This window comes from Acinetobacter sp. XH1741 (assembly GCF_041021895.1).
Taxonomy (GTDB): Bacteria; Pseudomonadota; Gammaproteobacteria; order Pseudomonadales; family Moraxellaceae; genus Acinetobacter.
This window is the reverse complement of sequence record NZ_CP157428.1, coordinates 135277-159668: the sequence shown is the minus strand read 5'-3', so window position 1 is coordinate 159668 and position 24392 is coordinate 135277. Positions and strand designations below refer to the sequence as shown.

Here is a 24392-nt window from a genome sequence, read left to right as displayed (position 1 = left end):
CCCACAATTTAAAACAATAATAAATTACTGAATGACACCACATGCGATTCGTGCTCCGCCACCACCTAATGGTTGAGGAGAGTCTGAATAATTATCACCACCAGCGTGGATCATGATGGCATGACCTTTTATATCAGCAAGTTTTAGACGTGGAGCGATGACAGCAGTTGTCGCAACACCTGTGTTATCAACTACTAAAACAGGTAAGTCGCCTAAGTGACCTGTGGTCGGAGTACCATGGTGTGGTGCTTGGTTAGGGTTGTAGTGGCTACCTGCAGCTAAAGCAGCACCAGGTTTTCCATCTTTAACACCAGGAGCACAAGATGCATTTTCATGGATGTGAAAACCTCGAGTACCACTTGGTAAATCCGCCAAAGCAGGGGTAATGATTAAGCCTTTATCACTGTCTTGAAAGCTAATCGTACCAATTTTTTTACCAATACCATTGGCTGTTACTTCATTTACATCGACTACTTTTTTGGTATGCATGGTGGTTAATGCATGAGTCGTGTCAGATACTGTTTTGCTTACCGTGCTACAACCAACTGTTAAAAAAGCTGTAAGTGCGCATACTGCACTAATTTTATTAAATGCTGTCATTATTAATTGTCCTTATAAATATAAATCTGATTTTCTCATTCAAGCAAAGGTACGTTAGCCCTACAAGTTAATTTAAATAGTCACTTTGTATCCTGAAACATTTTTAAATCATTAGTTTAGTTTTAAGGCGGAGGTAAATCATCGTCAGAATCATAAATCATGGTTGTTTTTGGCAGTGGTTCAGGGTCAATTGTTTCATGAAGCCATTCACGCCAAATCGCTAATAAAACAGCTAAAATAACTGGTCCAATAAACAAGCCTACTAAACCAAAACTCGCAATACCACCGAGTACGCCGAACATAATGACTAAAAACGGAATTTGGGTCGCACCAGAGATAACAAGAGGGCGAATCACATTGTCTGCACTACTTACAATCAGAACACCCCATGCAATAACTCCAATCGCTTCCATAGTTTGTCCCTGAGAGAACAACCATAGGCCAACGCCTAAATAGGAAACAGGGGTACCAAAAGGAATGAGTGCTAATAAGAATGTTGCAATGGTGAGTACCATTGGATTGGGTACACCTGCGACGAAATAACTTAATCCAGCAAGTACTGCTTGAGCAATTGCAGTTAAACCCACACCATAAACAACGGCACGCGTAGTTTCTGAAATCGTATCAAGATAATGATGAATACGTAGGCCGATCACCATTTCTAAAGCTTTACTTACTTGGGTCAAGATGGTGTGGCCGTCACGATAAAAGAAGAAAAGCGTTAAAATTGCAAATCCAAGTTTGACTATATTTTTACTAATTTCATTGAGTAATACACGTCCATAACTTAAATTGCTTTGAAACCAAGCGGCAATACTCTGAATCGTACTATTGGGATCAGTATTTATATCATTGAGTGTTCGAGTTATTTCTTTGCCAATAAAAGGAAGATTTGTAATGAAATCAGGAACGCTTAAATGACCAGAAAAGACCTGCCGCTGTAAATCAAGATAGAGGTTACGGCCTTCATGTTGCAAAATAAAAATAGCACATATAAGTGGAATACCAACCACTAAGATGACTAAGCTAATCATGACTGTGGCATTTAAATTATTACGGTTTTCACCAAAAAAACGCTGTATTCTTAAATAAATAGGCCAAGTCATATAGGCAATGATGGCAGCCCAAACTACAGGTACAATAAAGTACTTTAGAATGTTAAATCCTAAAAATATCAGGATGAAAAATAATCCAAATAATAAAACGCGCTGTAAAGTAGGGGCGTATTGATGCACGAACAAAATGTCTCTAATTTTTTAAATCGAATAAAGTCATATTAACTGAAAAATGACTTGAGGCAAATTTTAAGCAGCCGTGCTTATTTATTCATCTTGCACAATGAAACTAAAAAGATAGTTTTTAAAACCACTCAGATTTATCTTCAATCAGTTTATTTAAAAGAGGCTGCCACTGAGTTTGAATTGCAACAAAGTTCTTTTGTGGTTTATCAAATACACTTAAACCCTGCATTGCTAAACTGCCATAAGCACTACGCTCTGCAATCCACGCAATAGGTTCATGTTCGATTTTTTCAAAGAATTGCTGAATATCTTTTGAGCTAGCACTATTCGGTTTAACGCGATTTGCAAGCAGTAATATTTGTACTTTACCTTTACGAATACGCTTAATATCTTGCAAATGCTTGAGAAAACGACGTGTACTATCGATATCAAAAAATGAAGGCTGAAGCGGTGTAATAATGGCATGAGCTTCGCTGACTAATTGTTCAGCATGGTCGCCTGACAGAGCACCCGGCGCATCAATAATTAAATAATCTAAATTTTTAGGCGCATCACCAATTGATTTTTCATGACGCCAGTCGAGGCTTTGAATCGCAGCTACATTTTCTGGACGTTGCTTTAACCATTGTAAGGAAGATTTTTGGTTATCAGAGTCAGCCAATGCTACTTTATATCCTTTTTGTGCCAAAGCTGTTGCCAGCGTAATGGCTGTCATGGTTTTTCCGCATCCGCCTTTTTGATTTGCAATAAGTATCGTTTTCATAAATTCAGTTATATTCAGCAGCACACTTGTTTTACTTATACCTTAGCATCTTTTTAGGTGAAGTAGAGGACCACCTTTGACAAAAGTTTAAGCTGCTTCGTAATTTTAGATATGATTGCTCATCTGTTGCTGTGATTTGTATTTGTTAAGGAAAATTTATGTCTGTATGGCTGGCCATGCTTATTGGTGCTGGTATTGGTATTATTATCACTACACTCATTTTATCAAATACCCGTAATGGCCGAATCAAGGCTGAATATGAACAATATATTGCTGAGTTAGAGCTTGAGCATCAACAAGCCCTTGCTCAAGCACAAAAGCGAAGTGTTAATACAAGCCGTGCAGTATTAAAGGGAAAAATGGCAGAACAATTTGCCCCGATTTTACCTGAGTTTCAATATTTACCGAGTGATGCCAAGTTTTTAGGCGATCCGGTTGATTATGTTATTTTTGATGGTTATACCGATTTTAGAGATGGTGATGGGACTGCCGATGACATTCAGATTATTTTACTTGATGTAAAAAGTGGCGGTGCTCGTCTAACAAAAGGTCAGCAAGCAATTGCTCAAGCGGTAAGAGAAGGGAAGGTTCGTTTTGAAACCTTAAGAATAGATTTTGAAGATTTATAATCTATTTAATTAAGCACAAAAATAGACGAAATTGATCTGTATTGTTACTAAATTCCGATATTTTTTTCATCGCTTAGAGCTACCATAAATTAGAGATCTACTGTATTTGATCTGGCAATATTTGAGGTATAAAGCGATGAAAAAACAACATGTAATGATAGGCTTATTGGCCTCTTTATGTATCAGCTCGGCTTTTGCTTCGACATCCTCTACCTCTGGTGAATATAATATTGCTAATGGCTTGTTACCCATTGAAAAAGATCAGTCAATTTCTGTATTACAGCCATTTCAGGGTAATTTTCGAATCTTAGGTTCAAAAATATATAAAAATGATGAACAAGCTAAATTTTCTCCAATCGATTATGCCGTAAGTTGGGGGCTGTTCGCCAAACCAGATATTGCTCGTACGATTTCAGTTAAGCAATATGACCGTTATTTGAACTGGAAAATGAGTAAGCTTCCGGTACCTGCTGACCAAGCAATGCAAATGGTGTCAAATATGCACATCATTCCTGCGAGCCCTCAGATTGCTCAGCAAATCAAACAAGTTAAACGCGGTGATTTGGTTTATCTCAAAGGGGAACTCGTCGAAATTAAAGATAAAAATTTAGTTTGGCGATCATCTTTAACTCCAGGTGATACTGGTGATGGTGCTTGTGAATTATTCCGTGTTCAATCGATTCATTGGGTTGAAAAACAAAATATTTAAATTAAAAAGCCTTCTCGAACAGAAGGCTTTTTATTGCACTTTATAAACTTAATGCTGCTGTGAAGCTTTCCAATATTTCAACTGATTCTGGGCTTGTAAGTAGTCAGCAAGCTGATTGACTCGTTCATCTTTATTGACCTGTTTATCACTAAAGTGTTTTTCTTGGTTTTCCCAATATTGATAGAGTAAACCCTGAATATAGCGACCTTGTTCAGTTTTTAAATCGAGGTCTTTTAACATGGTCAATGCTGAGCGGACATTATCAAGCGTCCGTTTTTGTTCAAAATCTGTGGTGAGCGTACCTGCCTCATGCATTTTTGCTAACTCGGTTTCCATCTCATCACTCATTTCAGTAAAGCGACGGTCATAGTCTTCTAGTAGCGCAATGTCATGTGCATCATCGGCAGTGACTGGAAACTTTTTAACAGGCCTTTCATTGAGTTTTTCCATGACCTGATCGGTAGATGAATTCGTATGATGTTGTTCAGTCTTTGCCGGCTCATCTGCTTTTTTACAAGCAGTCAATAATAGGCTAGAGCTGAGCAAAGACATGAAGATGATATGAGGCGTTTTTTTAAACATAGCTTTTAACCGAACCTATTCTCTATTATTTGACGATGTACTTTTCCGAAAGTGATATGCATATGTGACATACGGAAAATCGATCTGGTCTTGTGGGCCTAGCCCAGTAAAATCATAAACAATTTTTTCAAACTGAGCTTTGAGCTGCGATTGATCTTTTTCAGTCATTGCTGCAATAAAACTTGTTGAAAGTAATCTCTTACTCACGACTTGTTCGACAGTACCATGCTGCGATTGCGGAAAAGTTTCTAAACTGTCAAAAATAAATAAATTTTGCTCTTCAAAAACATTTTTCCACTTTTCACTATGGTAACGAGGTGTATCACCTTCAAGCGGCAATAAAAAATCTGCTAAAGCCTTTACCCAGTTTGTACGTTCATCACGCTGGTTCCAGACGAGTCCCAAATGCCCTTGAGGTTTTAATATTCGATATATTTCAGAGAGTGTTTCTATGTTGTCAAACCAATGAAAAGATTGAGCACAAATGACGGCATCAATCAGTTGATCGGCTAGCGGAATAGAATGACTAAATGCCTGTAAAGTTTTGATATCGGGATAGGCTTGCTGAAGCTGTTGTAACATCTCGCCAATTGGCTCTACTGCAATAATATTGGCATGTGTTTGTTTTAGGTAGGATAAGAATTTGCCAGTGCCTGAACCAAGATCGATAACAGTAGAATTTTCATGTATTTGGAGTCGATCTTGTAGCCAACTGACTATTTCTACAGGATAATTGGGTCTAACTTGCTGATAAAGTTCAGCAGCAGAGCTGAAGCCTTTTTGAGCGGCAGGATGTAAGGATTGTGTCATATTTTGCGCTTTTTAATCTGACTGGCATCTATAAAATAAGATACTCCGCAATCATAAATTGGCAAAACACCTATTTTGTTTCATTTTTGACGATGTATGTGGGAGTAAATTTTCTTTCGGTGTGAGCATGGATAAGCAAATTATTTTTGAAGACGAACACATTAGAGCCATTTTTTTACAAGGCGATTCTAATACATTAGTTTTCTCTTTTGGCGATTTGATTACCCGAGCGAGTGGCTTATCTATCAATGCTGAGAAGTCTCTAATAAAGTACCAATACAATGTTATTGGGGTTATGCCAAAACAAAAATCATGGTTCCCAAAAGCCAGTATGGTTGAAATGGCAAAAGCCATTTTGCCTATTATTCAGCGTTTTAAAAATATTGTGGGTTATGGCGGCTCAATGGGCGGTTATGCAGCAATCAAATATTCGAACCTATTAAATATGAATCGAATAGTTGCTTTTGTACCTCAATATTCAATTGACCCTGAACAGGTTGAAGATCGCCGCTACGCTGAATTTTTTGATGCCGTTGCTAATCAAGACATGCAGGTTCAGCCGCAAGATGTGGATGCAGAGCGCGAATACATTATTGTTTATGATCCTTACTTTGCAATTGATCGTGAACACTACCTAAAAATCAAAGAAATATTGCCAAGTTTACATACAGTTCACTTACCTTTTACGGGACATGAGGCTTTATCGGTATTGGCAAGCTCAAGCCTTTTACACGATTTTATTGAACATGAATTTGATGAAACATATTTCTATCAACAGGTTCGTAAAATCAAAAAACAAAGCAAATTTTACTATCGTAATGTTCTTGCAAATGTGCTGACACATCATGACAGCATGCTATTGAAAATTTTACGTCAAAATGATTTTCAATTGGATGAGCGTTATTTAGATAACCCCCTCAAACAAGCCCTTACACGTAGCCTTGTAAGAACAAAGCAGGCAACTGAGCAAGATTTTCAAAAGCTTGGAATTAAAATTCAATACATCCAGCAGGCTGCAACTTACAAAAAAGCTTTGCAGACCCATACTGGAGCAATATTGGTATTCAATTTAATCAATCTAAAGCTTGAAACTTATGCTGTAGATATTTTGCTGGCAAACACTTCGTATTTGATCCCGATCGTGGCAGAACAGACCGGAGTTGCGCACATTGGGTTAAATAATGAAATTTATTTGTTAGGTATGAATGACCGAAAAATCATTAAATTGTTTAAACAAGGGGAAGCGTTAAGCTCGGATATGAGCCCATTTGTGATTAAACAATATTCTGAATTTTTTACATTGAGCTACAAACAATTAAACCTAGATTGTGATGAGCAAGGCGTGTGTCATTATGTTGAAGGTTCAGGTCAGCCCTCTCAACAATTTATATTGATGAACTTCTAAGTCGCTTAGCTGTTTAAATAAAGCTCAAATCTTTAGATTTGAGCTTTATTTTTTGCTTAAAAAATATTTTTTTATTAATTTATTTGTATATGAAATTAGAAGTCATTATTTAAATAAATGGTGTGATTGATTTTTAAATAAAGATAGGGCTAAAAGTAATCATGATAAATTAACTGAAAAAATATTATATTTAAAAAATAATGGTTTTTGATTTTATATAAATTAAAGAAATAGTTAGGGGTTAATTAAAATACAATCATTGCTTTGGTATTTATTAATGTGTTGTTTTATATTGCTATTTTATTTGTAATTGGAGAAGGTGCTTAAAATAGCTTCACTATTCAAAGATAATTGCATATTTATTTTTTTCTCCTAAAATGATTTTTTACTAAATTGTCGTTACAGTTTTTTATATGCAATCATTAAATTATCGGAATAATGATGCATCGCAACATGGAAGTTCTGCACCTTTGAAACGAGCAATGAGTACTCGACATTTGGTGATGATCTCCCTTGGCGGTGCCATAGGTACAGGTCTTTTTTTAGGGTCTGGCGACGTAATTTCTCAAGCAGGTCCCATTGGCGCAATTATCTCTTATTTCTTGGGCGGTTTGATTGCCTATACTGTTATGTTGTGCTTAGGTGAGCTCGCTGTTCATGTGCCTGAGTCGGGTTCTTTTGGTGAATACGCACGACGTTATATTGGTCCAGGCACAGGTTATATGATCACTTGGTTATATTGGCTCACTTGGACTGCCACTTTAGGAACCGAGTTTACTGCCGCAGCTTTACTGGTTAAGGAGTGGTTCCCAAGTACTTCGGTTTGGGCATGGACTTTATTTTTTGGTGGTCTCGTCTTTTTTCTTAATATTAGTTCAACACGTCTATTTGCTGAATCTGAGTTTTGGCTTGCTCTCATTAAAGTTATAACAATTATTGTTTTTATTGCCTTGGGTTTATTGGCAATTTTTGGCTTTATTCCTTATCACGGTCATGAAACAGCGCCATTATTTACTAATTTAACGGCACAAGGTTGGTTCCCGCATGGGTTATTTCCAATTTTTACTACCATGCTGATCGTAAACTTTGCTTTCTCTGGTACAGAGCTCATTGGTGTCGCCGCAGGTGAAGCAGAGGAGCCAGCGAAGACTGTTCCTAAAGCAATTAATGCTGCAATTTGGCGTTTACTTATATTCTTTGTTGGTACTATCGTTGTTATTTGCTCTTTGCTTCCATTTCATCTTGCTGGTCTTAATGCAAATGACGTGAGTAGCAGTCCGTTTGTGACAGTATTTAATTACATTGGTATTCCGTACGCAGAAGATATTATTCGTTTCGTTATTATTACCGCTTTACTTTCGGCTGCTAACTCTGGTTTGTTTGCTGCATCACGTATGATGTGGTCGCTTTCAGCAAAAAATCAATTACCTAAAATTTTCTCCAAACTTACACCTTCTGGAACACCTATTGTTGCCATTATTGTAACCATGTTTGGTGCAATTCCTGGGTTGCTTTCAGAGCAATTTGCGCCAGAAACCATATTTAAGAACTTGCTCGGTGTTGCAGCTTTTACAATGGTTGTGGTGTGGATCGCAATTTGTGTTTCACAGTTTAATTTCCGTAGACAATGGTATAAAGCAGGCAACACAGCAAAAGATTTACGGTTCGCTGCACCTCTTTTTCCTCTCGCTCCAATTGTGGGTGGGCTATTCTGTGTTGTTACCTGTGTCAGCATGGTCTTTGATCCATCTATGCAAGTCGGTTTCATCTGTTGCATAATTTTTATCTTACTGTGCTATGCCAGCTATTTTATCTTTTATCGTAAGAAAGAATTGATTCAAAATTAAACAGCATATTTTGTTGATTGAAGGTCCCTAAAGGGGCCTTTTTTTGTGGCTTAAAATTGAGCTAAAAAGGGTCTTGTCATATATTTTTTTTAAAAATGTTTTTTTTATTTTAATAATAAAATCAAATATTGATTCGTAAATTAACCTTTTGTCGGATTGTTATTAATAGCTAATTATTATAAGTTTTTAAATAAGTCTATGTTTATCATGGTTATTTAATTAAAAGAATATTTTTATATTTCTGTTTTTTATTTTGAATTGTAGTGAACAAATAAATATTATGAAATTTTCTACAATTTTTGAGAGTTTTTTGAAATTTTTTGTTAATTAAGTTGTTGTTATTAAATGGTAATTTTTTGATCATTTTTATTTTTAATATTTTTTTAATTTCCATAAAATAAAATTATTATGGCTTAAGGTTTTTTTAGGTGTAGTTACTTTTTTATTATAAAAAAGAGCAAGAATTGATTATTTTTTCTCTGCTTGTTTATTTTAAAATGTTCTAAATTACCTTGCTCTGTGCTATATTTACTTAAAGATTTTATGTCTATATTAGAGCGCGATTAACCTGCTCGAGTCGGGATGTAAAACTTGCAGTATTACTGAACAATTTTTATTTAAAAAGACTAATGGAGGGATCTATCGATTAGTCAAAAATAATTTTATGGACTTATGGTTTTTTCGTTTTATGAACCCAAGTTCTTTTTAACTCCCAAACGGTTATATCACCTCTTTTGTACTTATTTCCAATCGACTTGTTTGAGTTGGTTGCGGTGGAACTTTTGCTTTTATAAAGAGGTTTTTATAAACAGCAGATGAGGCAAAAGAAAGATTGTAAAAGATATCGATATATAAAAGTAAATTGTACTTTTGATATCACAAGATGGAATTTAAAGGGTCTAAAGCTTTAAAAGGGCTGAAGATTTTATAAATAAATCAAAACATTGTTATTGCAAGGTTTTGGTTGCTGAATAATAAAGACTGCGGATTTATCACATCTGAGTCTGTATAGGTAGATAGGAAAAAAGATGTCAGATCTTTCATACGTAAACGAACATAGCGATGCATGGCAAACTTACTTGGCACAAATTGACCGTGTTGCTCCGTACTTAGACCACTTAGCTGAGTTTATCGATACATTAAAACGTCCAAAGCGTGCGCTTATTGTTGACGTGCCAATCGTAATGGATGACGGTTCTATTCAGCACTTTGAAGGCTACCGTGTACAACACAACTTGTCTCGTGGTCCTGGTAAAGGTGGTGTACGTTACCATCCAAACGTTGATTTAAATGAAGTGATGGCGTTATCTGCATGGATGACAATTAAAACTGCTGTTTTGAACTTGCCATTTGGCGGTGCAAAAGGTGGTATCCGTGTTGACCCACGTAAACTTTCAAATCGTGAATTAGAACGTTTAACTCGCCGTTATACGACTGAAATCGGTCACATTATCGGGCCTCAAAAAGATATCCCAGCTCCAGACGTTGGTACAAATGCCAATATCATGGGTTGGATGATGGATACTTATTCGACTAGCCAAGGTTATACAGTAACTGGTGTTGTAACTGGTAAGCCAGTTCACTTAGGTGGCTCTTTAGGTCGTGTTAAAGCGACTGGTCGCGGTGTATTTGTTACAGGTCGCGAAGTGGCTGCAAAAATCAATTTACCAATTGAAGGCGCGAAAATCGCTGTTCAAGGTTTTGGTAACGTAGGTAGTGAAGCTGCTTTCTTGTTTGTTGAGTCAAAAGCAAAAATCACTCACGTTCAAGATCACACTGGCACAATTTTCAATGCTGATGGTATTGATCTTGTTGCATTACGTGAACACGTAAATGCAAACCAAGGTGGTGTTGGTGGTTTCGCTGGCGCGCAAGCAATTGCTGATGAAGATTTCTGGACTGCGGAAGTAGACATCATTATTCCTGCTGCATTAGAAGGTCAAATCACAGTTGAGCGTGCTCAAAAACTTAAAGCTAAGTTGATTTTAGAAGGCGCGAATGGCCCGACTTATCCTAAAGCTGAAGATGTATTAGTTGAGCGTGGCATTGTTGTAGTTCCTGACGTGGTATGTAACGCCGGCGGTGTAACTGTAAGTTACTTCGAATGGGTTCAAGACATGGCGAGCTACTTCTGGACCGAAGAAGAAATCAACGAACGTTTAGACAAGTTGATGGTTCAAGCAATGGGTGACGTTTGGAATACAGCAAACAACAACGCTTGTACTTTACGTACAGCAGCTTACATCTTGGCATGTGAGCGTATCTTAAAAGCTCGTAAAGAACGCGGTATTTTCCCAGGCTAATCTGAGGAAACTACCTTTTAGGAAGAGTGGTCTGAGCAAATATAAAGGATGTTATAGGGATATTTGCTCGGTCCCTTTTTCTAAATAAATTAAATGAAAGACAGTAAGACAGATTAAATAAATTAAATAGATACTGAGGTAAGCATGGAACAGCCAATTTCTGTAACTCGAAGCAACTTTAATGACTGGATGGTTCCAGTTTTTGCACCGGCAAATTTCATTCCTGTACGTGGTGAAGGTTCACGTATTTGGGATCAAGAAAATAAAGAATATATCGATTTTGCAGGCGGGATTGCAGTAAACGCATTAGGTCATGCGCATCCAGTGGCAGTAAATGCATTAACAGAACAAGCAACAAAACTTTGGCATGTAGGGAACGGTTATACCAATGAACCTGTACTACGTCTTGCAAAACAACTCACCGAAAATACATTTGCAGATAAAGTATTCTTCTGTAACTCAGGTGCAGAAGCCAATGAAGCCGCATTAAAACTGGCTCGTAAAGTAGGACTCGACAGCGGTGTTGCGGGTAAAAGCGGCATTGTGGCATTTAATAATGCTTTCCACGGTCGTACTTTATTTACCGTTTCAGCAGGTGGTCAACCAAAATATTCACAAGACTTTGCACCACTTCCAAACGGCATTAATCATGTTGCTTTTAACGATTTAGAAGCTGCAAAAGCAGTCATTAATGAACAAACATGTGCAGTTATTGTTGAACCGATCCAAGGTGAAGGCGGTGTTATTCCTGCTGACATCGAATTTTTAAAAGGTTTACGCGCGCTGTGTGATGAGTTTGGTGCCTTACTTATTTTTGATGAAGTACAAACAGGTGTCGGCCGTACAGGTGCACTTTATGCCTATATGAATTCTGGTGTTACACCAGATGTACTCACTACTGCAAAAGCATTGGGCGGTGGTTTCCCTGTTGGTGCAATGTTAACAACTGATAAATTTGCGCCGCATTTTTCAGTAGGTACACATGGTACAACTTACGGTGGTAACCCATTAGCAAGTGCAGTTGCGGGTGCAGTCTTTGAGTTTATTAATACGCCAGAAGTACTTGAAGGTGTAAAACACCGTCATCAGTATTTCCTTGATGCCTTAAATACTTTAAATGCTGAATATCAGGTTTTTGATGAAATTCGTGGTCAAGGTTTATTGATTGGCTGTGTATTAAAAGCTGAATATGCAGGTAAAGCAAAAGACATTACAACTTGGGCAGGCGAAGAAGGACTACTTGCTTTAATCGCAGGACCAAACGTAGTTCGTTTTACTCCATCTCTCATTATCCCTGAACAAGATATTGATGAAGGGATTGCTCGTTTAAAAAGAGCTTTGGCAAAGTTGGCTAAATAAAAAAAAGGAAAGCTAGCCATGATGATTGTCCGTCATGCCGAGTTTCGAGATCTTGAAGATATTTATAAATTAGCAGGTAAGTCGGGTGTTGGCCTGACTTCCTTGCCACAAAATATGGATACGCTTTCGGCTCGAATTTCACGTACTCGCAATACTTTAAATGGTAATGTTCATAAGAGCGAACAGGGTTATTTGTTTGTTCTTGAAGATACAGAAGCTCAACGTGTTATTGGGGTGAGTGCAATTGAGGTTGCTGTAGGTTTAATCGAACCTTGGTACAACTTTCATGTAGGAACACAAGTACACGCTTCAAAAGCATTGAATGTCTATAAAGCATTACCCACTTTATTTTTAAGTAATGACAGAACAGGAAGTAGTGAGCTCTGTACATTATTTTTAGATCCGGAACGTCGTGAAAACCAAAACGGTAAATTCTTATCAAAAATCCGTTTTATGTTTATTGCAGCATTTAAGCAATATTTTGAAAAAAAGCTCATTGCTGAAATGCGTGGTTTTTCTGATGAAAATGGATGTTCACCTTTCTGGGATGCGATTGGGCACCATTTCTTCAATATGGATTTCTCGACAGCAGACTATTTAAGTGGAATTGGCCAAAAGGTTTTTATTGCGGAACTTATGCCGCGTTTTCCAGTCTATGTAGACCTATTACCAAAGTCTGCACAAGAAGTGATTGGGAAAATGCATCCACATACTCTGCCTGCTTATCATGTGCTTGAGTCCGAAGGCTTACGCTATCAGGGATATGTCGATATTTTTGATGCAGGCCCAACCATTGAAGCCAATATTGATGAGTTGCGTGCAGTTAAAGAAAGCCAATTCTTAAATGTCAAAATTACCAATGAAGCAGCAGTAGGAAAAACACAATACCTCGTTGCCAATGATAACTATCACGACTATCGAGCTATGTTAATGAAGCTTGATCTTGTAGATAACAATTTAAATTTAACCCATGAACAAGCTGAAAAACTCGGTGTACAAGAAGGTCATGCTGTTCGTGTGTTATCACTAAATCCTATGGAAGTTTCCTGATGTCAAACTCTTTATTTATAAACGGTGTCTGGTTACAAGGCAGCGGTACAACATTTGTAAAAACAAATCCAGTTGATAACCAAACTGTATGGTCAGGTGCTGAAGCTACGGCTGCTGATGTTGATAAAGCGTGCCAAGCTGCACGTGCAGCATTTCCTACATGGGCACGTTTACCTTTCGCAGAACGCGTTGCGATTGTAGAAAAGTTTGCAAAGTTGCTTGAAGAAAATAAAAAACATTTGGCAGAAGTCATTAGCCAAGAAACCAGCAAACCTTTTTGGGAAACATTAACTGAAGTTCAATCAATGATTGGCAAAGTTGCAATTTCGATTCGTGCTTATCATCAGCGTACTGGCGAAAGCTCAACTGAAATGGCAGATGGTGTTGCATCTTTACGTCACCGTCCACATGGTGTACTTGCAGTTTTTGGTCCATATAACTTCCCGGGCCATTTACCAAACGGACATATTGTTCCTGCATTACTTGCAGGCAATGCAGTTGTATTTAAACCAAGTGAATTAACACCGTGGACTGCTGAAGAAACTGTAAAACTTTGGCAACAGGCTGGTTTACCAAATGGTGTGATGAATTTGGTTCAAGGTGGGCGTACTACTGGTGAAGCACTGGCTGCTTCACATGAAATTGATGGTCTATTGTTTACCGGAAGTGCAAACACAGGTTATCACCTGCACAAACAAATGGCGGGTGCACCTGAAAAAATTCTTGCGCTCGAAATGGGTGGCAATAATGCATTGATTATCGATGAAATCGAAAACATTGATGCTGTAGTTAACCTTACTATTCAATCGGCTTTTGTTTCGGCTGGTCAGCGTTGTACATGTGCGCGCCGTATCTTAGTCAAAAATGGTGCAGAAGGTGATGCATTTATTCAACGTTTTGTTGAAGTGGCTAAAAACCTAAAAGTAGGTCGCTGGAATGACGAACAACAACCATTTATGGGTGGTGTGATTTCATCAGTTGCTGCAACAAACATGATGAATGCTCAGCAAAAGCTACTTGAGCTTGGTGCAAAAAGCTTATTGCTAATGACGCGTCCACAAGAAGACAGCTCATTACTTACTCCGGGTATTGTTGATGTGACAGGTGTGGTGGGTATTCCAGATGAAGAATATTTCGGTCCGCTTACAACCATTCAACGTTATGACAGCTTTGATGAGGCATTGAAAATTGCCAATGCAACACGTTTTGGTTTGTCTGTTGGTTTGGTTTCTCCAAAACGCGAATTGTTTGATGACTTACTCATTGAAGCTCGTGCCGGTATTGTGAACTGGAACAAGCCATTAACTGGCGCTTCAAGTGCTGCACCATTTGGTGGCGTTGGGGCATCAGGTAACCACCGTGCAAGCGCGTTTTATGCTGCCGACTATTGTGCTTGGCCAATGGCTTCACTTGAAAGTGAAAGCTTAACTTTGCCAGAAAAATTATCTCCAGGGATTGTGTTGCCTTAAACACTAGGGAAAGAAAAAAATGAAAGGATATGAAGTAAATTTCGATGGTTTAGTGGGACCAACACATCACTATGCGGGTTTGTCTTTTGGTAATGAAGCATCAACCAAAAACCGTAATAACACCTCGAATCCAAAATTGGCAGCGAAACAAGGCTTATTAAAAATGAAAGCCTTGGCTGACATGGGAATGAAGCAAGGTGTACTTGCTCCGCATGAACGCCCACATGTTCCAATGTTACGCCGTTTAGGTTTTACTGGAGATGACATTAGTGTTGTTGCTCAAGCAATGCGTTATTCACCAGAACTATTATCATCTTTAAGTTCAGCTTCTCCAATGTGGACTGCAAATGCTGCGACAGTTTCACCTTCGGCTGATAGCCAAGATGGACGTGTACACTTTACTGCAGCGAACCTGAACAATAAGTTTCACCGTTCAATTGAAGCTGAAACTACAAGTCAGGTTTTACAAGCGATCTTTAAAAACGAACGTCACTTTGTACACCATGAAGCCTTACCACAAGTGGCTTTGTTCGGTGACGAAGGGGCAGCAAATCACAATCGTTTAGGTGGTGATTATGCTAAGCGTGGTGTTCAGGTGTTTGTTTATGGTCAACAACATTTAAATAATGGTTTACCTGGACCAAAGCGTTATCCAGCTCGTCAAACACGCGAGGCAAGTGAAGCAATTGCACGTTTACATCGTTTAGATGATGCACATACCGTTTTTGTTCAACAAAACCCAGATGTAATTGATCAAGGTGTTTTCCATAACGATGTGATCGCGGTAAGTAACCAACAGGTTTTATTCCATCATCAACATGCCTTTTTAAATCAAGATCAAGCTTTTGCTGAAATTCGTCAAAAAATGGCAAGCATTGGTGAAGACTTTATTTCGATTGAAGTACCTGAAAACCGTGTGACTGTAGATGATGCTGTCGCTACCTATTTGTTTAATAGCCAAATTTTGACACGTCCAGATGGCGGAATGACGATTGTTGTGCCAGAAGAGTCTCGTCAAAATGCAGCAGTGTGGAGCTATTTGAGTGACATGATTCAAATGGGTACACCAATTGATGCAATTCAGGTGTATGACCTACGTGAAAGTATGCGTAATGGTGGTGGACCAGCATGTTTACGTTTGCGCGTGGCATTAAATGAAACAGAATTAAATGCTGTAAATCCAAAAGTCCTTATGAACGATCAGTTATTTGGTACGCTCAATCAATGGGTAGATAAACACTATCGTGATCGTTTAGCTCAAGAAGATTTAGCAGATCCGCACCTACTCATGGAAAGCCGTATGGCACTTGATGAGCTCACCAAAATTTTAGGTTTGGGTTCAGTTTATCCTTTCCAAAAATAATGAGGAGGTGACATGCAAGATTTTCTAGCATTAACCTTGCAAGGTGAGCAACCTACCGTGTGTGAGGGAAAACAAGATAACTTTTCTTGGCGCTGGCTAGGAGAGGGGCTTCTTGAATGTACACCACATACCCAGTACGACAAAGCTGTCGTACTGTCAGCTGGGGTACATGGTAATGAAACAGCGCCAATTGAGTTGTTGTCTCAACTTTGCACTGATTTATTTACCGGGCACTTAAAACTTGCAGTGAGATTATTACTTGTATTGGGTAATCCGTATGCAATGCGTCAAGGCAAGCGTTATGTGCACGATGATGTAAACCGAATGTTTTGTGGTGGATATAAAAATCTACCTGTAACTGAGGAATCAAAGCGAGCTGAGGTTTTAGAACACACACTTGCTACTTTCTTTCAAGAAAGTGCGAGTGAGGCTAAGCGCTATCACTATGATTTGCATACAGCAATTCGTGCTTCATTATTACCGACCTTTGCTTTGTTGCCTTATCAAACTCATGAATATGATGCTGATTTGACAGCAAGTCTTGAGGCTGCCGATTTAGATGCTTTGGTTTATCATCGTGCTGCGGGTAAAACGTTCACACATTTTACCAGTGAGAGCTTTAAAGCTGCGAGCGCAACTTTAGAGTTAGGTAAGGCATTGCCATTTGGACAAAATGACTTGAGTCAGTTTGCTGCAATTGATGAAGTCATTCGTAGTGTAGTTTCTAAGCTGGCTTTACCGACGCGACATAAATCGAAAATTCGAGTGTTTCAGGTATCTGACTCTTTAATTAAAAAAGATGAAGATTTCCAAATGAATTTATCGGCTGAGGCTCCGAACTTTTCTACATTTACCAAAGGTGAAACCATTGCGATGCAACCTTCTGGTCATTATGTGGTTGAGCAAGATCAGGTCTGGATTTTATTTCCAAATCCAAATGTAAAGATTGGTCTACGCGCAGGTTTAGTGTTAACTGAAACGCAATAAATGACTCATTTTAAGTAAATAAAAAAGGGCAATTTATTGCCCTTTTTTATTGATAATTGATTAGTTAGTACCAAGAAGGCCTTTAACGAAAGATTTCTTTTCAGTTTTTTGTGTAGAACCTTGAGCACCTGCATTTACGTTTGCATTTGCACTAATTCCAACTGGAGCAACATTAACGCCAAGATTTACACCAGTTTGAGCATTAATTGCGTGAGCTGGTTGAGCTGCATTTAATTGTGCTTGAGCATCAGCTTTAGTGCCTGCTACGAATTCTTTTTGCTCAGCTTGATTTTGAGCTACACGAGCTTTAACAGCATCTACACGTGCTTGAGCATCAGCTTGTTTTTCAGCGGTAAATTCTTTTTGTTCAGCTTGTTTTTCTGCAACTTTAGTTTTTACAGCCTTAAGATGCGCGTTTGTCCCTGCTTTTGCTTCAACAGCTAAATTTTTAGTGCCTGTTGCAGCTTCAGAAGAAAGTTCAGTCACTTTACCTGTTGTTTTTTTAGTTGCTTTAACTGTAGTGTCCGCAGCGACATGACCAGCATGTTTTGCAGTATGATCTACCGTATGAGCAGTATTTTTGACTGTATTGGCTACGCCACTAACAAGTCCACCTGGTTGTACATTAACTTGGGCAGAGGCATCTGCATTAACGCCCGCACTTTGTGCAAAAATAGAAGCAGAAGCAAGAACACTTGCAGTCACGATAGCTGTTTTCATCATTTTCATTGCGATATCCTTCAAAGAATATACCTTTTTAGTGAGGTATTTCATAAACGCAATCGCATCATAGTCAAACCTTGATTCGCTTGGGAATCACCTTCATCAAAACGTTACAACAGCATTACAGTCAATCAACACATAAGGGAGAAATTGTGGAGAAGAAGAAATATTAATAATAAAGTGAAATAGATATCGATATTTTATAATTTAAAAACGAGCAAAGTATTTTTCATTTTTTCATTTTCCGAAATAAAAATAACTATAAGCATTCAGTACGATTATTTTTCTATATCTCTAAAGATGATTCTTTTTCCATTTTTTATTGGAGTTAACGGCATAGTTATTGCTTATTATGAGAATAAGGCGCTTTTTTGCGCTTTTATGAACCATATTCTGCCAGAAATATAAATGTAGAGGGTAGAACAGTATTTTTGCTTATTCGGGAAAAGGTAGTTTAGCTTTTCTCATGTTTATATATTTTATGAAATAGAAATTTCACATGAAATATATCTTAAGAAATAGCACTTTATTTCGAATAATCAAAAATAAATATAGATGTCTATAAACAAAAAAACAGAGATCTTAAATGATGAAAATTATTGCTTCCCTTTTTATATTGGTCGGCTTAGTCGCCGTTGTTCTCTATTTTAAGCCAACAAGCGATGCATCTGAGGTGTTCAACTCTGCTTTACATGAGCCGAATTCATCACAACCAGCCACTTCATCTTTTCTTTCTAAACTTAAGGAGCCTGCTCAACCTAAAAACGTATCTTTAAACGCAACTCAATCCAAACCAGTATCAACAGATACTGTTCCTTTTTATGACACAAAAAGTGATCTTTCTATTCAACCGATTGATCCAGACAAAGATCCAGCAAATGAAATAAAAGCGAAATAAGTAAATTGTTAGTTGAAAAAACTACGGAGAAAAATAATGCAAAGTAAAACGTTATTTCTATTAGGTCTATGTACGATCTTGAGTACAACTGCATCTGCTCTTCCTTTGGACTCTAATGGTGCCAAACAGCAGTTAAATCAGGCAGCAAAACAAAAAGTGTTTCAGGGTAAAATTAACTTAGATACCTTGGTCACTAACGAGTCTAATGACCTTATTGTTGAATACAATATTCCTTCGGAAAGTATAGTCTCCGGTTTGGAACGGCGGAGTTATATTGCTACAAATAAAAAAAATATACAGTCAAGATTTAATCGTGGTGTTGGGGTACAAGTACTTCGGGACTACAATAATTTACCTTTAGCCTTTTATCGGATTAGTAATCGAGAAGCTTTGGTCGAGTTGCTTAACGATCCAAATGTTAAAGCAGTTTATCCAAATCGAATTAATCAGCCTACCACAACAGAAAGTTTGCCTTTAATTAATCAACCTCAGGCCAACACCAAAGGGTTTACGGGAGCTGGTTCTAGTGTTGCTGTATTGGATACAGGGGTAAATTATTTACATTCGGATTTTGGCTGTACGGCAGTCAATACACCATCTAGTACATGTCGTGTCGTTTATTCATTTGATAGTGCCCCAGATGATGGCGCACTAGACGATAATGGTCATGGTAGTAACGTTTCAGCGATTGTGTCTAAAGTTGCAACCAAAACAAAAATTATTGGAATAGACGTTTTTCGATCAGGCTCAGCCTATGATAGTGATATCCTTGCGGGCATTAACTGGGCAGTAAATAACGCTAAAACATACAATATTAAAGCGATAAATTTGAGCCTTGGTGTTCCCGGTGTTAAATACACATCTGAATGTAGTAATAGTAGTTATGCAACAGCGTTCGCAAATGCTCGAGCTGCCGGTGTAGTGCCAGTAGTAGCATCAGGTAATGATGCGTTCCCTGATGGTATTTCGTCACCTGCTTGTGTTGCTGGTGCTGTAAGGGTAGGCGCTGTGTATGATAGTAATATTGGTCGTGCAGCATGGGGGAATCCATTGAAATGTACGGACTCAACTACGGCAGCGGACAAGGTGGCATGCTTTAGTAACGGGGGAAGCCTTGTGACTTTATTAGCACCAGGAGCAATGATTACCGCAGGTGGCTATACTATGGGGGGTACGTCTCAGGCGACACCACATGTGGCTGGTGCGATTGCTTTATTAAGAGCAAATAATGTTACGCCAACTGAAACTATAGACCAGACCATTAATCGATTAAAAACTACGGGTAAACCTATCACTGACACAAGAACAGGCTTAGTTTTCCCGCGTATTGATTTACTGGCAGCGACTAATGGTTTAATCGCTAACTAAATGGCACATTTATAATTTTTTATTAGGTCCAAGAAATTTAAATGGCTATAGCTCGTTGCAAAAGATTGCTTCTGCAACGAGTTTTTTTATGAAATTATTTAATCACACTTCGCTAAATTAGCTTTACTAAAATTGCTCTGGAGCTTTTTAAAATTATTTTGAATCTCTGGATCTTGAATATTAAAAGTGGTTGAGCTTTTGGTTGTTGAATTGATGGCTTGACTTAATATGCCGGAAGAATCCGGATACTGCTGGGTAAATGATTGAGCTGAAATTAGGCCTTTATCGTTGAAAATCCAGTGTTCAGTGACTTGGCCACCACCCAAATAGCCCGTAAATTCAATCATACAAGTTTGTTTATCATGTTTAATGAGCTTGGCTACATTACCTGTTGTGGTTGGGTAAGCTTCAATATTGGTATCTTGTTCTAAAACTTGTGCCTGAGAATAAGAAGAAATCGGTCTAGTGGTCGCACATGCAGTTAATGCGACACAGCATAGTGTTGAAAAGAGAAGTTTTTGACTATTCATAAGGCAGATTCCTAGCTCTTTGTAATTGAGTATTTATATTTGTATATAAGCGCGAAGTTATCGCGCTATCCAAAAAATTAGTTAGCAGTGGTACTAGATTTGCTTAACTCACCTTGTTCTATCGGAACGCTTTCACCATGTCGGCTACTGGTCATATTTTGTTTGGCTTGCTCTATTTTCTGTTCAGTAAATACTTTTGCTGTATCTGCTTTTTGTTGAACGACTTCTGCTTTTTCAGCCGTAAATTCTTTAGTACTTTGCCATTTTTCACTAATTTTATTCGAGGTTTTTTCTGAAGCACCTTGAATAGAACCACCTAAATTTTGTAGGCCTTTGCCTGTCTTATATAAAAGTACACGGCCTAAACTTGGGTTGTCACCATAAGGGATTTCTTTAGAAGATGTATCTTTAATTTGCGAAGGTTGGTTGGTTTCAGCAAAGAGGGTTGATGAAGCCAATATAGCGCCTGCAACACATAACACTTGTATGGTTTTCATTTTAGATCAAACTCCCCAATGACTTTAAAAGATGAAGTGCTGATCTTACTGTTAAAAATAAACCTTGTGCAGTCATGAGATAAAACCCATACGATTTGATTACGATAAATCATCATTTGATAGCAATAGAATCACTATTAAGAGTACTTATAAATAAAATTCAGACTTAATTAGCTCTAAAAACATGTCTCTTGCTTTATGGTTGCTGACATTTTTGTGCCAGAAAAAGTGATTTTGCATAAAGGCAAGGTGTTCAAATTTATAACCACGAATGTTGGTTAAATTTTTATATTGCTCAAAAAGACTTTTCGGAACCAAAGACACGCCAGAACCGGCGCTTACACAACCAAGAATAGTTGCATAACTGGTAATGCTAGTAATGGGTAGAGAAATATTTTTAAGTCTCAGCCAGTCTTCGAGAGCAGCACGATAAGGACATCCTTCAGTCCACATAAAAATTTCTTTACCAATCAGGTCTTCTTGGCAGTGAATTTCACCAAAAGATTCAGGAGCAATCAAAACAATTTCTTCTTGATAGATACCCAATTTATTCAGTAGGGGAAACTCAATATTGCCTGCGACAATTGCACCATCAAGTTTGTGCTGAGAAATATCGACTAGTAACTGTTTCCATGTGCCAGTAATAATTTGAATGGAAACCTCTGGGTAGCGTTGGTGATATTTGGCAAGTAAGTTAGGGAGGCGGGTTGTAGCAGAAGATTCAATCGCCCCAATTTTTAATGGACCAGAAGGTGGGGCATCAGGATGAATACTTCGTTTTGCTTCATCGCAGAGCGCTAAAATTTGATGGCAATAATTAAGAAAAATCTCTCCAGAAGGACTGAGTTTTAAACTTTTCCCTTCACGATAAAACAACGGTGTACCCAGCTCTTCTTCAAGTTGTTTAATACGCGCCGTAATATTTGATGGTACGCAGTGTAATTGCAGTGATGCCTTAGCCATTGTGCCGCACTCAACCACGGTCTGAAACATTTTTAACTGGGTGATATCCATGTCTTATCATTCACTTTTAATGAATATTTGAATCAATATAAGTTAATTTTATTCAACTATCCATGCGCATATGATGAAAGAGTACCATTTCATTCGTGTAGATTTAACATGGCAATTTCTCTTGCTGCCGAAACCCAGCCTCCCGCATTTAAGCTCTATTTATGTATTGCTGTGACTGTCTTTTGTTGGGGTTATTCACCAATTGGAGTACATAGTGCTTTGCATTCATATACACCGCAGCATATAGCCTTGCTTCGCTTTTTGATTGCATCAGTTTTTTTATTTTTATTGATTATGAAAAAAGGCATACAGCCTTTAAAGTGGAAAGATGCTCCTGCACTTGCAGTATTAGGATTTTTCTCTGTAACCTTGCATCACTTGCTTATAAATACAGGGCAGCAATACGTGACTGCTGTCGCGTCAAGTATTTTAAGTCAATCTATTCCGTTATTTACCTTTATTATTTCAGCTTTGCTTTTTAAAGAAAAAATCAGTTTTAAACAGTGGTTGTGTATTTTGCTAGGGCTTTGCGGCGCCGTATTAGTGGTCAGTGGAGATCATGGTTTGGGTGTACCAAGTCCTTATAGTCTGTTGATTGTATTAGCCGCAATAGCATGGGGACTTTACTTTAATTTATATAAAAAATTTGCTTTAAATTATGATGCCTTGAGCATGATGTGTTACATCATCTGGTTTGGAACCATTCCTTTACTATTTTATAGTGCTCATTTGCCTAATGAGATTTTACATGCCACTTGGCAGGCCAATATGTCGGTTGTCTTGTTGGGTATTTTCCCAAGTGCAATGGCGTATGTACTTTGGGGCTATGTACTTAAAAATATGCCGTTAACGATTGCATCCAACTTTTTATATTGTTCACCCATTGTCGCAATGAGTTTGGCAGTCATTTTCTTAAATGAAAAACCATCAATGATTGTACTGCTCGGTGGAATGATTATTGTGGGGAGTTTGGTGTGGATGAATTGGAAAAAATAATTCTTTAAGGCCGCTCAATAATTAATAATTGAATATTATTGTTATTGAGAGCTGATTTAAGATGAGAGGATAAATTCTATTAAAAAAACGATCATTTAAATCAGCATATCTCGATAGCTATATCTATATCTTATAGCTTAATTATTGCAGTATAAAAATTAGATAGAACTCAAAAATATTGATAATGGAATTATTCTATCCTTTCTACTTTCTCAATATAGTCAGAAGAATTATATGTAATTGCAATCACTACTTTCTCTCTGCTAACTACTGAGTCGGGGATTAATAGAGTTTCGTCCACGGAATCGAGCGATAATTCACTCGGCATTACACTATGTAGTGACGACACAATTGTATTCGCTATTAAACCGTTATATAAAGCTACTCCATAGGCTTTTGATTTATTGTTAATTTTATAGGAAGTGATGGTATCTATCCTCTTATCACCAATGAGTCTACTTACTACAGGCGGATGGAATTTATTTAGAAATTCATTCCGAGACATTCCAACTACATTAATCTTTTCTACAGTAGGTGGATTTGCCGTCTTAGGTAAATTGATCCGATGAGGATTTATAGAACAGCCCATTTGTCCAACAGACAACATAGAAATAACAAGTAATAAAATATTCTTTTTCATTTATTTATAACTCTAGATGATATTAATGCTAAAACCCGAAAACTTATAACGAAATTTTTTAGAAATATCAAACTATTATGTCGAGTTATATATGCAAAAATATTTGTGTTAGATAGCATGGTGAAAAAATTATGTAGCTCTAATAATTGTGCTACTCGGTGGAGTGATTATTGGAGAAAGTTTGGTGTGGATGAATTGGGGGAATAGGCGTACTATCGGATAAGCTATAGATAATTAAACAATCTGTAGATTGATGCTATGTCATGTGTTACTTGCTTTAAGAGAATGAGATGATTGTTGTTACCTTGACCTATAAAAAATCATTGGCTGAAGTTGATGCTGTATTAAAAGAGCATATTGCATTTTTAGACCATTACTATGAACAGAAAAAATTCTTGGCGTCAGGGCGCCGCGAAAATAGAGTAGGAGGGGTGATTTTAGTTTTAAGCCCTTCGATTCAAGAAGCAGAAGAAATCATGAAAAATGACCCATTTTATATTCATGATGTGGCTGATTATGATTTTATGTGGTTTGAGCCATCGAAAAGTTTAGAAAAAATTAAAGAGCTTGTTTAATTTAAAAAATAAAGGGATCTATAAAAGATCCCTT

At 37.6% G+C, this 24392-nt stretch carries 24 protein-coding genes; 14 read left to right on the top strand and 10 right to left on the bottom strand.

The window, feature by feature from the left end; translation table 11 throughout:
• Window positions 1-24: 24 nt before the first annotated feature.
• The 3 genes from sodC to ABLB96_RS00850 all read right to left on the bottom strand — a co-directional run bounded on the left by sodC (window position 25) and on the right by ABLB96_RS00850 (window position 2604).
• Window positions 25-600, bottom strand: coding sequence for a superoxide dismutase [Cu-Zn] SodC (sodC, locus tag ABLB96_RS00860; protein ID WP_348895759.1), 576 nt, complete (start codon window positions 598-600; stop codon window positions 25-27).
• Window positions 601-722: 122 nt separating this feature from the next.
• The gene (locus tag ABLB96_RS00855) at window positions 723-1835 is read right to left on the bottom strand and encodes an AI-2E family transporter (protein WP_348895758.1); all 1113 of its coding nucleotides are present in this window, start codon (window positions 1833-1835) and stop codon (window positions 723-725) included.
• Between the two features lie 124 nt (window positions 1836-1959).
• Window positions 1960-2604 carry a ParA family protein gene (locus ABLB96_RS00850; RefSeq protein ID WP_348895757.1) on the bottom strand — a complete coding sequence of 215 codons (645 nt, stop codon included), beginning with the start codon at window positions 2602-2604 and terminating at the stop codon, window positions 1960-1962.
• Window positions 2605-2762: 158 nt separating this feature from the next.
• Here ABLB96_RS00850 and ABLB96_RS00845 point away from each other — a divergent pair, with 158 nt between their 5' ends.
• Window positions 2763-3233, top strand: a complete 471-nt coding sequence (locus tag ABLB96_RS00845) for a Holliday junction resolvase-like protein (protein ID WP_348895756.1) — start codon at window positions 2763-2765, stop codon at window positions 3231-3233.
• Between the two features lie 136 nt (window positions 3234-3369).
• Window positions 3370-3942: a hypothetical protein gene (locus ABLB96_RS00840; protein WP_348895755.1), complete on the top strand. Its 573-nt coding sequence runs from the start codon at window positions 3370-3372 to the stop codon at window positions 3940-3942.
• Between the two features lie 48 nt (window positions 3943-3990).
• On the opposite strand, the gene ABLB96_RS00835 is transcribed toward ABLB96_RS00840, so the two are convergent.
• Together ABLB96_RS00835 and ABLB96_RS00830 are read right to left on the bottom strand one after the other, a co-directional pair.
• Entirely contained in the window at window positions 3991-4524 is a 534-nt protein-coding gene (locus ABLB96_RS00835) for a hypothetical protein (protein WP_348895754.1), read from the bottom strand.
• A 15-nt stretch (window positions 4525-4539) separates the two neighbouring features.
• Entirely contained in the window at window positions 4540-5334 is a 795-nt protein-coding gene (locus tag ABLB96_RS00830) for a class I SAM-dependent methyltransferase (RefSeq protein WP_348895753.1), read from the bottom strand.
• A 127-nt stretch (window positions 5335-5461) separates the two neighbouring features.
• Between ABLB96_RS00830 and ABLB96_RS00825 the strand changes: the two genes are divergently transcribed.
• From ABLB96_RS00825 to astE, 8 genes are all read left to right on the top strand, one after another.
• A complete protein-coding gene (locus tag ABLB96_RS00825; RefSeq protein ID WP_348895752.1) occupies window positions 5462-6739 on the top strand; it encodes a hypothetical protein in 1278 nt (425 codons plus the stop codon).
• A gap of 413 nt (window positions 6740-7152) precedes the next feature.
• On the top strand, window positions 7153-8586 hold the full coding sequence (locus tag ABLB96_RS00820) for an amino acid permease (RefSeq protein WP_348895751.1): 1434 nt from the start codon (window positions 7153-7155) through the stop codon (window positions 8584-8586).
• Between the two features lie 1028 nt (window positions 8587-9614).
• Window positions 9615-10889, top strand: coding sequence for a Glu/Leu/Phe/Val dehydrogenase (locus tag ABLB96_RS00815; protein WP_348895750.1), 1275 nt, complete (start codon window positions 9615-9617; stop codon window positions 10887-10889).
• Between the two features lie 144 nt (window positions 10890-11033).
• A complete protein-coding gene (locus tag ABLB96_RS00810; protein ID WP_348895749.1) occupies window positions 11034-12248 on the top strand; it encodes an aspartate aminotransferase family protein in 1215 nt (404 codons plus the stop codon).
• 18 nt (window positions 12249-12266) lie between these two features.
• On the top strand, window positions 12267-13298 hold the full coding sequence (gene astA / locus ABLB96_RS00805) for an arginine N-succinyltransferase (protein WP_348895748.1): 1032 nt from the start codon (window positions 12267-12269) through the stop codon (window positions 13296-13298).
• Window positions 13298-14767: a succinylglutamate-semialdehyde dehydrogenase gene (gene astD, locus ABLB96_RS00800; RefSeq protein ID WP_348895747.1), complete on the top strand. Its 1470-nt coding sequence runs from the start codon at window positions 13298-13300 to the stop codon at window positions 14765-14767. The genes astA and astD overlap by 1 nt, the downstream gene beginning before the upstream one ends.
• Before the next feature lie 19 nt (window positions 14768-14786).
• A complete protein-coding gene (astB, locus tag ABLB96_RS00795) occupies window positions 14787-16130 on the top strand; it encodes an N-succinylarginine dihydrolase (RefSeq protein WP_348895746.1) in 1344 nt (447 codons plus the stop codon).
• Between the two features lie 12 nt (window positions 16131-16142).
• Window positions 16143-17117 carry a succinylglutamate desuccinylase gene (gene astE / locus ABLB96_RS00790; protein WP_348895745.1) on the top strand — a complete coding sequence of 325 codons (975 nt, stop codon included), beginning with the start codon at window positions 16143-16145 and terminating at the stop codon, window positions 17115-17117.
• 60 nt (window positions 17118-17177) lie between these two features.
• Here the strand turns inward: astE and ABLB96_RS00785 are convergent, their stop codons facing one another.
• Window positions 17178-17846, bottom strand: coding sequence for a hypothetical protein (locus ABLB96_RS00785; RefSeq protein WP_348895744.1), 669 nt, complete (start codon window positions 17844-17846; stop codon window positions 17178-17180).
• A gap of 583 nt (window positions 17847-18429) precedes the next feature.
• Between ABLB96_RS00785 and ABLB96_RS00780 the strand changes: the two genes are divergently transcribed.
• Both ABLB96_RS00780 and ABLB96_RS00775 read left to right on the top strand, forming a co-directional pair.
• Window positions 18430-18738, top strand: coding sequence for a hypothetical protein (locus ABLB96_RS00780; protein ID WP_348895864.1), 309 nt, complete (start codon window positions 18430-18432; stop codon window positions 18736-18738).
• 36 nt (window positions 18739-18774) lie between these two features.
• On the top strand, window positions 18775-20106 hold the full coding sequence (locus tag ABLB96_RS00775; protein WP_348895743.1) for a S8 family serine peptidase: 1332 nt from the start codon (window positions 18775-18777) through the stop codon (window positions 20104-20106).
• A gap of 98 nt (window positions 20107-20204) precedes the next feature.
• Here ABLB96_RS00775 and ABLB96_RS00770 read toward each other — a convergent pair whose 3' ends face one another.
• From ABLB96_RS00770 to ABLB96_RS00760, 3 genes are all read right to left on the bottom strand, one after another.
• Window positions 20205-20636 carry a hypothetical protein gene (locus ABLB96_RS00770; protein ID WP_348895742.1) on the bottom strand — a complete coding sequence of 144 codons (432 nt, stop codon included), beginning with the start codon at window positions 20634-20636 and terminating at the stop codon, window positions 20205-20207.
• Window positions 20637-20713: 77 nt separating this feature from the next.
• Window positions 20714-21133: a hypothetical protein gene (locus ABLB96_RS00765; RefSeq protein ID WP_348895741.1), complete on the bottom strand. Its 420-nt coding sequence runs from the start codon at window positions 21131-21133 to the stop codon at window positions 20714-20716.
• A 147-nt stretch (window positions 21134-21280) separates the two neighbouring features.
• Complete coding sequence (locus ABLB96_RS00760; RefSeq protein WP_348895740.1) at window positions 21281-22147, bottom strand: LysR family transcriptional regulator; 867 nt, start codon at window positions 22145-22147, stop codon at window positions 21281-21283.
• A gap of 108 nt (window positions 22148-22255) precedes the next feature.
• On the opposite strand from ABLB96_RS00760, the gene ABLB96_RS00755 reads away from it, so the two are divergent.
• Window positions 22256-23143 (top strand): DMT family transporter, encoded by an 888-nt coding sequence (locus tag ABLB96_RS00755; RefSeq protein ID WP_348895739.1) that lies wholly within the window; start codon window positions 22256-22258, stop codon window positions 23141-23143.
• Between the two features lie 190 nt (window positions 23144-23333).
• On the opposite strand, the gene ABLB96_RS00750 is transcribed toward ABLB96_RS00755, so the two are convergent.
• Entirely contained in the window at window positions 23334-23783 is a 450-nt protein-coding gene (locus ABLB96_RS00750; RefSeq protein ID WP_348895738.1) for a hypothetical protein, read from the bottom strand.
• A gap of 290 nt (window positions 23784-24073) precedes the next feature.
• On the opposite strand from ABLB96_RS00750, the gene ABLB96_RS00745 reads away from it, so the two are divergent.
• Window positions 24074-24358: a YciI family protein gene (locus tag ABLB96_RS00745; RefSeq protein ID WP_348895737.1), complete on the top strand. Its 285-nt coding sequence runs from the start codon at window positions 24074-24076 to the stop codon at window positions 24356-24358.
• Window positions 24359-24392: the final 34 nt, after the last annotated feature.

What these genes read in the sequence shown, in the direction of transcription:
- sodC (WP_348895759.1), bottom strand. Translation starts at nt 600, where the DNA reads ATGACAGCATTTAATAAAATTAGTGCAGTATGCGCACTTACAGCTTTT.
- ABLB96_RS00850 (WP_348895757.1), bottom strand. Translation starts at nt 2,604, where the DNA reads ATGAAAACGATACTTATTGCAAATCAAAAAGGCGGATGCGGAAAAACC.
- ABLB96_RS00845 (WP_348895756.1), top strand. Translation starts at nt 2,763, where the DNA reads ATGTCTGTATGGCTGGCCATGCTTATTGGTGCTGGTATTGGTATTATT.
- ABLB96_RS00840 (WP_348895755.1), top strand. Translation starts at nt 3,370, where the DNA reads ATGAAAAAACAACATGTAATGATAGGCTTATTGGCCTCTTTATGTATC.
- ABLB96_RS00835 (WP_348895754.1), bottom strand. Translation starts at nt 4,524, where the DNA reads ATGTTTAAAAAAACGCCTCATATCATCTTCATGTCTTTGCTCAGCTCT.
- ABLB96_RS00830 (WP_348895753.1), bottom strand. Translation starts at nt 5,334, where the DNA reads ATGACACAATCCTTACATCCTGCCGCTCAAAAAGGCTTCAGCTCTGCT.
- ABLB96_RS00825 (WP_348895752.1), top strand. Translation starts at nt 5,462, where the DNA reads ATGGATAAGCAAATTATTTTTGAAGACGAACACATTAGAGCCATTTTT.
- ABLB96_RS00820 (WP_348895751.1), top strand. Translation starts at nt 7,153, where the DNA reads ATGCAATCATTAAATTATCGGAATAATGATGCATCGCAACATGGAAGT.
- ABLB96_RS00815 (WP_348895750.1), top strand. Translation starts at nt 9,615, where the DNA reads ATGTCAGATCTTTCATACGTAAACGAACATAGCGATGCATGGCAAACT.
- ABLB96_RS00810 (WP_348895749.1), top strand. Translation starts at nt 11,034, where the DNA reads ATGGAACAGCCAATTTCTGTAACTCGAAGCAACTTTAATGACTGGATG.
- astA (WP_348895748.1), top strand. Translation starts at nt 12,267, where the DNA reads ATGATGATTGTCCGTCATGCCGAGTTTCGAGATCTTGAAGATATTTAT.
- astD (WP_348895747.1), top strand. Translation starts at nt 13,298, where the DNA reads ATGTCAAACTCTTTATTTATAAACGGTGTCTGGTTACAAGGCAGCGGT.
- astB (WP_348895746.1), top strand. Translation starts at nt 14,787, where the DNA reads ATGAAAGGATATGAAGTAAATTTCGATGGTTTAGTGGGACCAACACAT.
- astE (WP_348895745.1), top strand. Translation starts at nt 16,143, where the DNA reads ATGCAAGATTTTCTAGCATTAACCTTGCAAGGTGAGCAACCTACCGTG.
- ABLB96_RS00785 (WP_348895744.1), bottom strand. Translation starts at nt 17,846, where the DNA reads ATGAAAATGATGAAAACAGCTATCGTGACTGCAAGTGTTCTTGCTTCT.
- ABLB96_RS00780 (WP_348895864.1), top strand. Translation starts at nt 18,430, where the DNA reads ATGAAAATTATTGCTTCCCTTTTTATATTGGTCGGCTTAGTCGCCGTT.
- ABLB96_RS00775 (WP_348895743.1), top strand. Translation starts at nt 18,775, where the DNA reads ATGCAAAGTAAAACGTTATTTCTATTAGGTCTATGTACGATCTTGAGT.
- ABLB96_RS00770 (WP_348895742.1), bottom strand. Translation starts at nt 20,636, where the DNA reads ATGAATAGTCAAAAACTTCTCTTTTCAACACTATGCTGTGTCGCATTA.
- ABLB96_RS00765 (WP_348895741.1), bottom strand. Translation starts at nt 21,133, where the DNA reads ATGAAAACCATACAAGTGTTATGTGTTGCAGGCGCTATATTGGCTTCA.
- ABLB96_RS00760 (WP_348895740.1), bottom strand. Translation starts at nt 22,147, where the DNA reads ATGGATATCACCCAGTTAAAAATGTTTCAGACCGTGGTTGAGTGCGGC.
- ABLB96_RS00755 (WP_348895739.1), top strand. Translation starts at nt 22,256, where the DNA reads ATGGCAATTTCTCTTGCTGCCGAAACCCAGCCTCCCGCATTTAAGCTC.
- ABLB96_RS00750 (WP_348895738.1), bottom strand. Translation starts at nt 23,783, where the DNA reads ATGAAAAAGAATATTTTATTACTTGTTATTTCTATGTTGTCTGTTGGA.
- ABLB96_RS00745 (WP_348895737.1), top strand. Translation starts at nt 24,074, where the DNA reads ATGATTGTTGTTACCTTGACCTATAAAAAATCATTGGCTGAAGTTGAT.